This is a genomic window from Streptomyces sp. NPDC027185 (assembly GCF_055567035.1).
In genome coordinates, this window is sequence record NZ_JBVHRF010000005.1 from 111,799 (window position 1) to 124,926 (window position 13,128).

10 protein-coding genes and 1 pseudogene are annotated in these 13,128 nt (G+C 73.7%); 1 reads left to right on the forward strand and 10 read right to left on the reverse strand.

Going from position 1 to position 13,128, the window contains the following annotated elements; genetic code table 11:
* Positions 1-85: 85 nt before the first annotated feature.
* The 3 genes from ACZ4M8_RS17780 to bldG form a co-directional block, all read right to left on the reverse strand.
* Complete coding sequence (locus tag ACZ4M8_RS17780; protein WP_467608275.1) at positions 86-2,491, reverse strand: sodium-translocating pyrophosphatase; 2,406 nt, start codon at positions 2,489-2,491, stop codon at positions 86-88.
* Positions 2,492-3,300: 809 nt separating this feature from the next.
* A complete protein-coding gene (locus ACZ4M8_RS17785) occupies positions 3,301-3,720 on the reverse strand; it encodes an ATP-binding protein (protein WP_467608277.1) in 420 nt (139 codons plus the stop codon).
* A 109-nt stretch (positions 3,721-3,829) separates the two neighbouring features.
* Positions 3,830-4,171, reverse strand: coding sequence for an anti-sigma factor antagonist BldG (gene bldG, locus ACZ4M8_RS17790; RefSeq protein WP_365110777.1), 342 nt, complete (start codon positions 4,169-4,171; stop codon positions 3,830-3,832).
* A gap of 82 nt (positions 4,172-4,253) precedes the next feature.
* On the opposite strand from bldG, the gene ACZ4M8_RS17795 reads away from it, so the two are divergent.
* Positions 4,254-6,752: a DEAD/DEAH box helicase gene (locus ACZ4M8_RS17795; protein ID WP_467608280.1), complete on the forward strand. Its 2,499-nt coding sequence runs from the start codon at positions 4,254-4,256 to the stop codon at positions 6,750-6,752.
* Positions 6,753-7,256: 504 nt separating this feature from the next.
* Here the strand turns inward: ACZ4M8_RS17795 and ACZ4M8_RS17800 are convergent.
* The 7 genes and pseudogenes from ACZ4M8_RS17800 to ssd form a co-directional block, all read right to left on the reverse strand.
* Positions 7,257-7,490, reverse strand: a pseudogene (locus ACZ4M8_RS17800) (Rv3654c family TadE-like protein); the annotation flags it as partial.
* Positions 7,491-7,506: 16 nt separating this feature from the next.
* Positions 7,507-7,806, reverse strand: a complete 300-nt coding sequence (locus tag ACZ4M8_RS17805; RefSeq protein ID WP_467609130.1) for a TadE family type IV pilus minor pilin — start codon at positions 7,804-7,806, stop codon at positions 7,507-7,509.
* A gap of 499 nt (positions 7,807-8,305) precedes the next feature.
* Positions 8,306-8,491, reverse strand: a complete 186-nt coding sequence (locus ACZ4M8_RS17810; protein ID WP_467609132.1) for a DUF4244 domain-containing protein — start codon at positions 8,489-8,491, stop codon at positions 8,306-8,308.
* A 236-nt stretch (positions 8,492-8,727) separates the two neighbouring features.
* Entirely contained in the window at positions 8,728-9,345 is a 618-nt protein-coding gene (locus tag ACZ4M8_RS17815; protein WP_467608282.1) for a type II secretion system F family protein, read from the reverse strand.
* Positions 9,346-9,524: 179 nt separating this feature from the next.
* The gene (locus tag ACZ4M8_RS17820; protein WP_467609134.1) at positions 9,525-10,520 is read right to left on the reverse strand and encodes a type II secretion system F family protein; all 996 of its coding nucleotides are present in this window, start codon (positions 10,518-10,520) and stop codon (positions 9,525-9,527) included.
* Between the two features lie 50 nt (positions 10,521-10,570).
* A complete protein-coding gene (locus ACZ4M8_RS17825) occupies positions 10,571-11,809 on the reverse strand; it encodes a TadA family conjugal transfer-associated ATPase (protein ID WP_467608284.1) in 1,239 nt (412 codons plus the stop codon).
* Positions 11,806-12,966, reverse strand: coding sequence for a septum site-determining protein Ssd (gene ssd, locus ACZ4M8_RS17830; RefSeq protein ID WP_467608286.1), 1,161 nt, complete (start codon positions 12,964-12,966; stop codon positions 11,806-11,808). The genes ACZ4M8_RS17825 and ssd overlap by 4 nt, the downstream gene beginning before the upstream one ends.
* Positions 12,967-13,128: the final 162 nt, after the last annotated feature.

A 13,128-nucleotide genomic window follows, 5' to 3' on the forward strand; every position in this document is an offset into this window, starting at 1 on the left:
TCCGCACTCGAACGACGACGGGTGGCGGGCGCCCGCCACGGAACGCCCGCCACCCGTCTGTCACCTCGTCAAAGACGCTTCCCCGTCAGGACGCGACGACCGTCTCGGCGGTCTTCGCGGACTTCTGGGAGTTGTCTTCGTCACCCACGGCGATGCCGCGCCGCTTGGAGAGGTAGACCGCGCCGACGATGATCAGCAGGGCGAGCCCCGCGGCGCCGATGCGTACCCCGGTGTTCTGGTCCGCGCCGTAGCTGAACTTCACGACCGCCGGGGCGATCAGCAGCGCCACCAGGTTCATCACCTTCAGCAGCGGGTTGATCGCCGGTCCCGCGGTGTCCTTGAAGGGGTCGCCCACGGTGTCGCCGATGACCGTCGCCTCGTGCGCCTCGCTGCCCTTGCCGCCGAAGTGCCCGTCCTCGACCAGCTTCTTGGCGTTGTCCCAGGCACCGCCGGAGTTCGACAGGAAGACCGCCATCAGCGTGCCGGTGCCGATCGCGCCGGCGAGGAACGAGCCGAGCGCGCCGACGCCGAGGGCGAAACCGACCGCGATCGGGGTGAGCACCGCGAGCAGTCCGGGGGTGGCCAGTTCCCGCAGCGCGTCCTTGGTGCAGATGTCGACGACCCGCCCGTACTCGGGCTGCTCGGTGTGATCCATGATCCCCGGGTGCTCGCGGAACTGCCTCCGCACCTCGAAGACGACCGAACCGGCCGACCGCGAGACCGCGTTGATCGCCAGCCCGGAGAAGAGGAAGACCACCGCCGCGCCGAGGACCAGCCCGACCAGATTGTTCGGCTGCGAGATGTCCAGACTCAGCCCCATCCCGCTCGCCGCCTTGCCGACACCCTGCACCGCCGTCGCGATGGCGTCCCGGTACGAACCGAACAGCGCCGCCGCGGCCAGCACCGCCGTCGCGATGGCGATGCCCTTGGTGATCGCCTTGGTGGTGTTGCCGACGGCGTCGAGGTCGGTGAGGACCTGCGCGCCGTCGCCGGTGACGTCCCCGGACATCTCCGCGATGCCCTGCGCGTTGTCCGACACCGGCCCGAACGTGTCCATCGCGACGATGACGCCGACGGTGGTGAGCAGCCCCGTACCGGCCAGCGCCACCGCGAACAGCGCCAGCATGATCGAGGCGCCGCCCAGCAGGAACGCCCCGTAGACCGCCAGGCCGATCAGCACCGCCGAGTAGACCGCCGACTCCAGCCCGATCGAGATACCGGAGAGGATGACGGTCGCGGGGCCGGTCAGCGAGGTCTTCCCGATGTCCTGGACGGGACGCCGCCCGGTCTCGGTGAAGTACCCGGTGAGCTGCTGGATCAGCGCGGCGAGCACGATGCCGATGGCGACGGCGACCAGCGCCAGGATCCGCGGGTCCCCGCCCCGGCCCAGGATCTCCGGGTCGGTGACGCCCGCCAGCTGCTGGTACGTCGACGGCAGGTAGGTGAACGCCGCTGCCGCCACCAGGAGCAGTGAGATCGTCGCGGAGATGAAGAAGCCGCGGTTGATGGCGGTCATCCCGCTGCGGTCGGCGCGGCGCGGCGCCACGACGAAGATCCCGATCATCGCGGTGACCACGCCGATCGCGGGCACCAGCAGCGGGAAAGCCAGCCCGGCGTCGCCGAACGCCGCCATGCCGAGGATCAGCGCGGCGACCAGCGTCACTGCGTACGACTCGAAGAGGTCGGCGGCCATCCCGGCGCAGTCGCCGACGTTGTCGCCCACGTTGTCCGCGATGGTCGCGGCGTTGCGCGGGTCGTCCTCCGGGATGCCCTGCTCGACCTTGCCGACGAGGTCCGCGCCGACGTCCGCCGCCTTGGTGAAGATGCCGCCGCCGACCCGCATGAACATCGCGATCAGCGCGGCACCCAGCCCGAAGCCCTCCAGCACCTTGGGCGCGTCGACCGCGTAGACCAGCACCACGCAGGACGCGCCGAGCAGCCCGAGGCCGACGGTGAACATGCCGACGACGCCGCCCGTACGGAAAGCGATCTTCATGGCCTTGTGCGAGACCGCCGTAAGATCCTTTTTCCCGATCCCGTCGTTCTCACCGCCGTCCGGAGTGGCTTCCCGGGCCGCGGCCGCCACCCGCACATTGCTGCGTACGGCGAGCCACATGCCGATATACCCGGTGGCCGCCGAGAATCCGGCGCCGATCAAGAAAAACACACTGCGTCCCGCCCGCTGCGTCCAATTGTCCGCGGGCAACAGCATGAGCAGGAAGAAGACCACCACGGCGAATACGCCGAGCGTCCGCAACTGCCGGGCCAGGTACGCTTTCGCGCCCTCCTGCACCGCGGCGGCGATCTTCTTCATACTGTCGGTCCCCTCGCCGGCGGCGAGCACCTGACGTACCAGCACCGCGGCGACGGCCAGCGCCGCCAGCGCGATGACGGCGATCACCAGCACGATCCCGCGGTTGCCCGCCGTCAGTGACGGTCCGGCGAGAAGGGAGGGGGAGTTCAGCGACTGAGGGGTGTATGGCCCCGCCATTCGTCCTCCTTGACGTTTGGCACATGGGCGCGCGCGAGCACGCTCAGGCGAACTGAGCAAGATGTGGACGGATTGTAGGGAGCCGCACGACAGCAAAACAGTACGCGTGAAACGGAATTCGGCCGCAGCCGGGAAGATCAAAAGGAACGCGCCTCACGAATTAGCCCGGACGATGGAATGCGGCTAATTAGCTGACCACTGAACGATGATCTCAGTTTCCTACTGATCACCGCTGCTCAAAGACGCCACTCCCGCCCCCGAAGCCCATTACGCATCCCCCGCAGCACGCCCCCGGAACGTTTCCCCGCCCCACGGAACGAAGCTTCCCGCCGGCCGAGCCAGCCCTGACACCACGTCAGTTTGCGTCCGGATCGGAGCGCCTGCCCTTCAACCCCGGCATCCCCGAGAAACGCCCGCCTCCGGCCAGAACCACCACGACCGGGCCAGGGGGCCGTCGAGCCGGACCGGCGGACGCACCGGGAAGCCCGACGGACAGGGCGAACAGCACGCCAGGAGCCAGAAAACCCCGGAGTCCGGGTGAAGGCCGCGGAGAGCGGAGCCGGAAGGCCCCGAGAGGCACGAGAGCAGCAAGGGGCACGAGAGCGCGAGGGCCGAAGGCGACGGGACCCCGGAGCCCCTACAAGGCCCGGATGATCACGGCAAGGGCCGAAAGCTGCCGGGGAGCCCGGCGGAGAACCCGGCACACCAGCCGGAAAACGCTCGGCAGGCGGGGCCGGACGCCATCGAAGGCCCGCCCGCCCACGGAAGAGTCATGAACCCGGCGCGCACACCACAGCGCCGGAGAAACGCTACGGCGCAGCCGTGGCCGCGGCCGTCGGCCAGCTCATGCGGATACGGCCGCCGTCCGCACCCGAGGTGACCTCGACCTCGTCGACCAGCCCGCTGATGACCGCGAGGCCCATCTCGTCCTCGCCGTCCGCGTCGGATCCGTCGTCGGAGGCATGCTCCCCGGGCCCGCTCGGCACATCGTCGCCGACCTCGATCGCGAACTTCTTCTCGTCCTCGATCAGGGCGACGTGGACGGGCGCGTCGATACCGTGCGCCAAGTGCAGGCCGACGGCCCGGCTGCACGCCTCACCGACGGCGAGCCGCACCTCGTCGAGCACCGCCTCGTCCACCCCGGCGCGCCTCGCCACCGCGGCCGCGACCAGACGCGCGGTCCGGACGTGCTCCGGCAGGGCGCTGAAACGGAGTTCGACGGTGGCCATGCCATCCCCCTCGATTTGCGGACGTGCAACGCAGGGGGCCGGACGGCGTCGCCCGGTACCCCCCACACTTCTTCCTCACCCACGCCTGCGCGCGGGCACCGCGGAGCCGTCAGTCGGTCGCTGCGACGGCGTCCTCGACCGAGGTGTGAATCGGGAACACCTTGGTCAGTCCGGTGATACGGAAGATCTTGAGAATGCGCTCCTGGTTGCAGACCAGGCGCAGCGAGCCCTCATGGGCACGCACACGCTTGAGCCCACCCACCAGCACACCGAGCCCGGTGGAGTCCAGGAAGTCGACACGCTCCATGTCCACCACGAGGTGGTAGCTGCCGTCGTTCACAAGCTCGACCAGCTGCTCGCGCAGCTTGGGCGCGGTGTATACATCAATCTCGCCACCGACCTCGACGACCGTACGGTCGCCAACGGTCCGGGTCGACAGGGACAGGTCCACGGATCCTCCAGCACCTTGCTATCGAGCGGTCGCCCCCCTGGGGCCTCCCCACCGAAAGGTAGGGGACGGATCGGCAGCCGCGATGGCATTCAATCACTTACCAGCAGGCGTGCACGACGCCCTTTCAGCATTGTCCGTCACACCGGTGACAGACTCGGTGCCGATGGCCTCCAATCGACTCCCGACGGATGCGGGCGCAAACCCTTCCCCCGGCATCATTCTCGACCGTCTCGCCAGGGGCGCGACCCGCGCTGCACGCATCACTCATACGGAGCACCTGCCCCCGCGTCCGGGCAGCCATGCCGACTGGCCGGAACGGATCAGGCCGGAAGTGATCTCCGCCCTCCGGGACGCCGGGATCGAGCGACCGTGGACCCATCAGGCCGTCACCGCCGAGCACGCGCTCAACGGCACCTCCGTCGTCCTCGCGACCGGCACCGCCTCGGGCAAGTCCCTCGCGTATCTGACGCCGGTGCTCTCCACCCTCCTGGACGGTGCCCGGCCCGCCGCGACGGGGCGGCTGCCGCGCGAACGCGGCGGGCCACCGGGCGGACGCGGCGCCACGGCGCTGTACCTCGCCCCCACCAAGGCGCTCGCAGCCGATCAACGGCGCGCCGTACGGGAGCTGGCCGCCCCGCTCGGCGACGCGGTCCGCCCGGCGGTCTACGACGGCGACACCCCGGTGGAGGAACGCGAATGGGTGCGCCAGTACGCGAACTACGTCCTCACCAACCCGGACATGCTGCACCGGGGCATCCTCCCCGGGCACCCGCGCTGGGCCTCCTTCCTGCGCGCGCTGCGCTATGTCGTCATCGACGAGTGCCACACCTACCGCGGAGTGTTCGGCTCGCACGTCGCCCAGGTGATCCGGCGACTGCGGCGGCTGTGCGCCCGCTACGGCTCCGAGCCGGTCTTCCTGCTCGCGTCCGCGACCGCCGCCGAGCCCGCCGAGGCCGCCGGCCGGCTCACCGGACTGCCCGTGGTGGAGATCACGGAGGACTCCTCGCCGCGCGGTGAGACGGTCTTCGCCCTGTGGGAGCCGCCGCTGACCGAGCTCCACGGCGAGCGGGGCGCGCCTGTCCGCCGGACCGCCACCGCCGAGACCGCCGACCTCCTCACCGATCTCGCGGTGCAGGGCGTCCGCACCGTCGCCTTCGTACGGTCCCGGCGGGGTGCCGAGCTGATCGCTTTGATCGCGCAGGAGCGGCTCGCGGAGGTGGACCGGTCGCTGCCCGCCCGGATCGCGGCGTACCGGGGCGGGTATCTGCCCGAGGAGCGGCGTGCCCTGGAGCGGGCGCTGCACGGCGGTGAGCTGCTCGGGCTGGCCGCCACCACCGCGCTGGAGCTGGGCGTGGACGTCTCCGGTCTGGACGCCGTGCTGATCGCGGGCTATCCCGGCACCCGCGCCTCGCTGTGGCAGCAGGCGGGCCGGGCCGGACGGTCGGGGCAGGGGGCGCTGGCGGTGCTGGTGGCCCGCGACGATCCGCTGGACACCTATCTCGTCCACCATCCCGAGGCGCTGTTCGACCAGCCGGTCGAGTCGACGGTGCTGGACCCCGGCAACCCGTACGTCCTCACCCCGCATCTGTGTGCCGCGGCGGCGGAAATACCGTTGACCGAGGCGGATTTCGCGCTGTTCGGGCCCACTGCCGCCACGTTGATGCCGCAGCTGGAGGCGGCGAATCTGCTGCGGCGGCGCGCCTCGGGCTGGCACTGGACACGCCGTGAGCGGGCCTGCGACCTGACCGACATCCGCGGGCAGGGCGGCGCGCCGGTGCAGGTCGTCGAGAGCGGTACGGGGCGGCTGCTCGGCACGGTGGACGCGGCCGCCGCCCATACGACGGTCCACGAGGGCGCGGTCCATCTCCATCAGGGCCGTACGTACGTGGTCGACCGCTTCGACCTGGCGGACGATGTCGCGCTCGTCTCGGGGGCCAACCCGCCGTACTCCACGACCGCCCGGGACACCACGGCCGTCTCCGTCCTCGAAACGGAGACCGAAGTGCCGTGGGGCGCGGGCCGGTTGTGCTTCGGGTCGGTCGAGGTCACCAATCAGGTCGTCTCCTTCCTGCGGCGCAAGCTCATCACCGGGGAGGTCCTGGGCGAGAGCAAGCTGGATCTGCCGCCGCGGACGCTGCGGACCCGCGCGGTGTGGTGGACGGTGACCGAGGACCAGCTCGACGCCGCCCGCGTCAATCCGGAACAGCTCGGTGGCGCGCTGCACGCCGCCGAGCACGCCTCGATCGGCCTGCTGCCGCTCTTCGCCACCTGCGACCGCTGGGACATCGGCGGTGTCTCCGTACCGCTGCATCCCGACACCCTCCTTCCCACCGTCTTCGTCTACGACGGCCACCCGGGCGGCGCGGGCTTCGCCGAGCGCGCTTTCCACACGGCCGCCGACTGGCTCACGGCCACCCGCGACGCCATCGCCTCCTGCGAGTGCGAGGCCGGCTGCCCGTCCTGCATCCAGTCCCCCAAGTGCGGCAACGGCAACGACCCCCTGCACAAACGCGGCGCCGTCCGCCTCCTGACCGAACTGCTGCGCGGCGCGCCGGAGGCGGCTCCGGAGGCCGCGGGATAGAGCGGGGCGGCCCTCGGGGCAGGCCCGCGGCCGGGCTTCTTCGACTGGTACGAGGGGCTGCTGCGGCACGGGGGCGGGGCTGGGGCGGTGGCCCCAGCGCTCCACGGCCGTGTGGCTGCCGCCCCCTCCGGACAGTGTGTGGGCCCACGGCCGGCCGAGGCCGCCGCGGTGCGCCGAGGCCGGGGCGGCGCGGCCCTCACGGGGCGGCTCGGGCACGCGATGCCTGCGGCTGTCCGGCTCGTGCGGGGCCGCCGCGGTACGGAAAGCCGCGGCCCGGGGCCGCCCCGGGCCGTGCCCACCCGGGGCGGCGTAGCCCGTGTCGGTACGGCCGGTGGCGAAATCTTCCCGGCGCGTCGCTGTCCGCCTCACGGCAGGCCCGGCCGGGAGGCCGCCGTACCGCCCGGCGGGGCCTGGCGGCGCGGGGCCCGACGGCGCCGCCCAGGGCGGCCCGGCCCGGGAGCGCACCCGGGCGGTGAAGGGGCCTTCGCGGGACTCGGCCGATACGTCGGCGACGGCGGCGGTCAGCGCGCAGCGCACCAGGCGGGTGTGTTGTGCCGCCGCCACCCGGCGGGCCGTGGCGCAGGCCGCGGCCGGTCCCCGCGCGGCCTGGTCGGCCGCGGCCAGGGCCGCCAGGTCCGCCGCGCCGCCCGCCCGGTGACGGGCCGCGACGGCCTGCCCCAGGGCGAGCAGGGCGGCGAAGACCGCGCACAGCGCCGCCGCGGCGAACACCGTCCACACCGTCGCGGAGCCCCGGTCAGCGCACCGTGTCCTCCGCAAGTGCCACCGCCTCTCCGCCGACCCGGACCGTCAACCGTCCGATTCCCGGCAGTTCCGCCGCGACCCGCACCCGCACCAGGTCGCCTTCGCGGCCCACCGTGACGTGGGCGCCTTCAGGTGCCGCACCACGTGCCGCCCGGAGCACCACGCCGTGCGGCTCCGAACGCGCGGCCATCCGTGCCCCTGCCCTCGCGGCGTCGACGCACTCGATCCGGGCGCAGGCCGCGATGAGCCCCCAGATGAGCACGGCGACCAGGGCCACCAGGACCGGCACCACCAAGGCGGTCTCCGCCGTGACGAAGCCCGCGTCCGCCCTCCGGGCTCCCCGGGGACGGACGGCCCTGAGCAGCGCGTACGCGGTCTCACACCGTGCACCACCCACCGGGCGCAGGCCGGCCCTCCCAGTGGCCCCGCCCACGGTGACCGGGCGGCCACGGGCAGCCGCGCCGACGCCGTCGCGGCCGTCCCACTGCGGGCCGGCTCCCTTCCGCGCCGCGCCCTTTGGCGTGGCGGCCTCCAGGGCGTGCCCGCCACCAACCTGTCCGGTGCCGTCCACGTCCGGGCCTCGCTGCTGCCGCGGGGCGCTCCCCGTCCGGCAGGTGCTGTCCGTACGCCGTGTCCATCCTCGTCCCCGTTCTCCCCCGGCCGCCCGGTGGCGGCTGCTCGTACGCCGTCCGTTCGCCGTCCGTCCTGCCGCAGCGGTTGTGCGGCGCGGGCCTTCCGCCGTGCGCCGGACGTCTCTTCCCGCCGCGCGCCGCCGTGTGCCACGGCGCGCCTCAGAACTGCGCATGGAGCGCCCTCTCGATCACCGACCGGAGCGCTGTCTGTACCGCCGCGCTGGTCACCACCTTGTAGAGCACGGCGGCCAGCGCGCAGGCGGCCAACGTTCCCACCGCGTATTCGGCCGTCGTCATTCCCCGGTCACGGCACCCGCGTACCGCCGCACGCCACCGTCGCCACATGTGTTCCTCCTGGTTTTCCGGATTGTCGAAGAAGCTGTTGTTGTCGAAGAAGTCCGTTGATGAATCGCCGAGTTGGTGACGTAAGTGAGTGAGGGCTGGGGCCACACGTCGGCCGACCGGATCGCTGACATATCTGCCAGGCAGCGCAGTTGATGCCGAAGACGGTCCGGGACGCTTGACGCGGCTCGACCTGTCCCCTGGCGTTTCGCACCGCTCGCTCGTGCCGTACCGCCGCGTCATCGGTGCCCCAACATCCCTCCGGCGAGGCCGATCAGCATCGGTGCCACCCCGAGCGTCAGGAACGCCGGGAGGAAACACGCGGCCAGCGGCAGGGTCACCAGTACGCCCGCCCGGCGGGCCCGCGCGGCTGCGGTCCGGGCGGCTTCCGCACGCAGTTCGGCGGCGATCCGGGACACCGCGTCCACGGCGGGCGCCCCCGATACCCCGGCGCGGGCCATGCACCGCGCCAGCCCTCCGGCGCCGGGAAGTTCCGCCAAGCGCCGCCAAACGACGGCCGGCTCGCCACCCAGCCGCAGCTCGGCGGCGACGGTGCGCAGCCGTTCCCCCACCGCGCCGTCCAGCGAACGCCCGACCGCGCCCGCCGCCTCCCGGGGGCCCGCGCCCGCCGCGAGACACGCGGCCAGCAGATCCCCCGCCGGAGCCAGTTCGGCCCGCACCGCGTCCCGCGCCGACCGGTCGGCGTCCACGGCGCGTTGCCGCAGTCGCCAGCGGTGGGCGGCGTACCCGGTGACGACACCCGCGACAGCACCGGACACCCCGCCGAGGAGCAGCACCACGAAACACGCCACGCCCACCGGCCCCAGCCACTGGGAGAACCGCCCGGGTCCCGGCACCCACCGGCGGCTACGCCCGGCGGACGCCCGCCCGGGGAGCGGCTGCACCAGGCGGCCCGCCCGTCTACGTACGATCTGCCTCCGGCGTTCCCTGCGGATCCGGACCCACGTCCACTCCCCGGCGAGAACCACGAGGAACATTCCGGCAGCCATCCACACCCTGTGGACAACTTCGGCGTTCATACCGGGACGCCTTCCGTACGCCGCCTCGGCATCACCGTCCGCCCCGACCGCGGGCCATACCCGGCGGCCCCCTGCACGGCCGGCTCCGCGCTCCGCGATACGCCGCCGCTCCCGTCGGGTGGCAGCGCTCCGGAGACGATGCGGGCCGTCCAGGCGACACCGGCCCACTCCAGGAGGCCGCCGGCCACCAGACAGCCCCAGCCGAGCGGGGTGTGCAGCAGGACCTGTAGCGGGTCGGCGCCGAGGGCCGTACCCATCAGCAGTCCGCCGGCGGGGAGCAGCGCGAGCATCAGCGCCGTGGCGCGGGGGCCCGCCAACTGGGCTTGCAACTCCTGCCGTTGGTCCTGAGCGGACCGGAGGGCCGCGGCGATGCGTTCCAGGCCGGTGGCCAGCCCGGCGCCGCCTTCGACGGCGACCCGCCAGCACGCGGCGACACCGTTGAGGCCGTCGGCCCCCGGAAGAGCCGCGGCGGTCCGCAGGGCCCGGGGCACGTCGCCGCCGTAGCGCGCGGCGGCCATGATCGCCGCGCCCGCTCCGTCGAGTCCCGGGGCGCCGGCGGCCAGCAGCGCGCGGTGCGGCTGCTGCCCGGCGCGCAGTTCGGCCGCGACGGTCGCGCAGAGCGTGGTGACCGCCGCCGCACGGCGCTCCCGCGCCCGCTCCGCCCGCCGCACCGCCAGGATCCGACGGACCACGAGCAGCGCCCCCAGGGAGACGAGGACCGGTAACACCGATCCCCCGACCATCCCGAGGAGCAGCCCGGCGGGCAGGCACCAGATCTCCTGCCCCGCGCCGGGCCACGAGGGGGCGCACGCCGCCCAGGCACCCTTGGCGCCCGCCCACCGGCCGACTCCGCCCCGCGCTCGCGGAACTCGTCCGGAGGCCGCCGCACCTCCGGCGGTCCGCGCCTCGGCCGCCAGCCATCGGCCCCGCCGCCGCAGCTCCCGCCGCCGGGCGACCGCCGGCCACCCGGCGGTGCAGACCCACCACACCATCGCTCCCACCGCCACCGAAGCGACCGCCACGTAACCCGTACCGCCCCCGCTCACCGCGCCACCTCCGCCACCGGCGCGCAGACCGCCGTACGCGCCCCCTCCGGGCCATCGGCGCCCCGGGCCTCACCCGGCCGGGCGCTGCGCCCGCCCCGCTCGCAGAGCCGCATCAGCCGCTCCCAGCCGGCCGCCCGTACGAAGCCGTCCGGGCTCCACAGCGCTGCCGGTCTGGTCACCACGAAGCCGTCGCGGTCCCGTTCCAGAACGTGGATCTCGGCGATCCGGCGCCGCCCTCCCCCGTCCCGTACGAGATGCAGCACCACCGACAGCGCGGCCGCCAACTGGCTGTGCAGGGCGGCGCGGTCCAGACCTGCCGTGGAGCCGAGCGCCTCCAGCCGGGCGGGGACGTCGCAGGCGGCATTGGCGTGGATCGTGCACGAGCCGCCCTCGTGCCCGGTGTTGAGGGCCGCCAGCAGGTCGGTGACCTCGGCGCCACGCACCTCCCCGACGACCAGCCGGTCCGGCCGCATCCGCAGCGCCTGGCGGACGAGATCCCGCAGCGTCACCCGCCCGACCCCTTCCTGATTGGCCGGACGGGTCTCCAGCCGCACCACATGGGGGTGAACCGGGCGCAGCTCCGCGGAGTCCTCGGCCAGCACGATCCGCTCCGCGGGGCCGACCAGCCCCAGCAGCGCACACAGCAACGTCGTCTTGCCACTGCCGGTACCTCCGCTCACCAGGAAGGAGACCCGGGCCGCCAGCAGCGCCCGCAGCAGCGCGTCGCCACCCGGCGGCACCGTGCCCGCCGCCACCAGCTCCGCCAGTCCGAAGACGCGGGGGCGCAGCACCCGGAGCGAGAGGCAGGTGCCCTCCACCGCCACCGGCGGCAGCACCGCGTGCAGCCGGGTGCCGTCCGGCAGCCGGGCGTCCACCCAGGGCCGGGCGTCGTCGAGCCGCCGCCCGGCCACCGCTGCCAGCCGTTGCGCGAGCCGCCGCACCTCAGCCGCGTCCCGGAAGCGGACCGGCGCCCGTTCCAATCCGCCGCCACGGTCCACCCACACCTCATCCGGGCCCGTGACCAGGACATCCGTCACCTCAGGTGCCGCCAGCAGCGGTTCCAGGGGGCCGCTTCCCACCATCTCGGAGCGCAAGGCCGCGACCACGCCCAGCACCTCGGCGTCCCCCAGGACCCGGCCCTCCTCCCGTAGAGCCAGCGCCACCCGCGCCGCCGTGGGCTCCGCCCCCGCCTCCGCGAGCCGCCGCCGCACCGCGTCCAGCAGTACGTCACTCATCGCCGGACCTCCCCGTCCCGCACCGGACCGGCGGGGGCACCGCCCGCCACCGGGGTGGCCTCCTCCGGCAGCGCCCGCTCCCAGAACGCCGCGCAGAACCGGGCGAGCGGCCCCCGGGCCCGCGCCCCGGGCGGGACACCCTGCGCCGCGCCGTCCACGGGCTCGGGATCCCACGGCAGCTCGCCCAGCAGCGGCAGCTCCACGAGGGCGGCGACCTCCTCGTCGCTCAGCCCCGGCGCGGCACCGGGAACGCCCCGGACGACGACCCGCAGATCCCGCGGCACGCCCGCCGTCCCGGCCACCACCCGCCGGGCCGCGGCGACGGCCCGCAGCTCGGCGGGCACCACCAGCAGCCCCAGATCCACCTGGTCCAGCGCCTCCGCGACCGCCTCGTCGGCCCGGCGCGGCAGGTCCACCACCACGACCCCGCCGCGCCGACGGGCCGCCGCCAGCACCGCCCGCATCGCCTCGGGCGGGATCGTCACCTCGGCGCCGCGATCCCAGCTGAGCACCCGTAAGGAGTGCGCCCTGGGCAGCGAATCGGCCAGCGTCCCGGCCCCCACCCGGCCGCGTGACTCGTGGAACGCCGGCCAGCGCAGCCCTTCCTCGCGCTCGCACCCGAGGAGGACATCGAGGCCACCGCCCAGCGGATCCGCGTCCACCAACATCGTGCGCAGGCCCTTGCGTGCCGCCGTCACCGCCAGGGCGCAGGCCAGGGTGGACGCGCCGGCGCCACCGCGACCGCCGAGCACCCCGATGGTCAGCGCGGCCGGTCCGGTGCCTTCGGCCGCGTCGGCGATCCGGTCGGCGAGCCACCGCTCCCCCTCGGGCAGGGTGATCACCCGCTCCGCCCCCACGGCCACGGCCAGTCGCCAGACCTCGGCCCGGTCCGCGTCCTGTGCGACGAGGACGATGCCGTCGCGGCGCCCCGCCCCGCGCAGCCGCATCGCGCAGTCCTCCCCGACAATCACCAGCGGCGCCTGCGGCCACCAAGCCGCGCGCGCCGGAAGGTCGGGGCGCACCTGCGGTGTCACCCCTGCCGCGGCGCACAGCCGCAGAAGGTCGTCGAGAAGCTGCTCGTCCTCGGTGACGAGCAGCGGCCCCGGACGCTCCTCGTCCGTTACGCCCGCCTCACCGGCCACCATGGATCCACGCATGTTCCATCCCCCTTGTCGCCTCGCGTACCGCTCTTCCGCGCTGTCGCGGACTTTTAGCGTGCGGCGATCGGGAAATCCGCGTGGATCTTGGTCAAAACCTGTGGACAACTCCGAGTTGTGAATATTCCTATCACCTATTCCGGGGACCGCTCATCCACATCC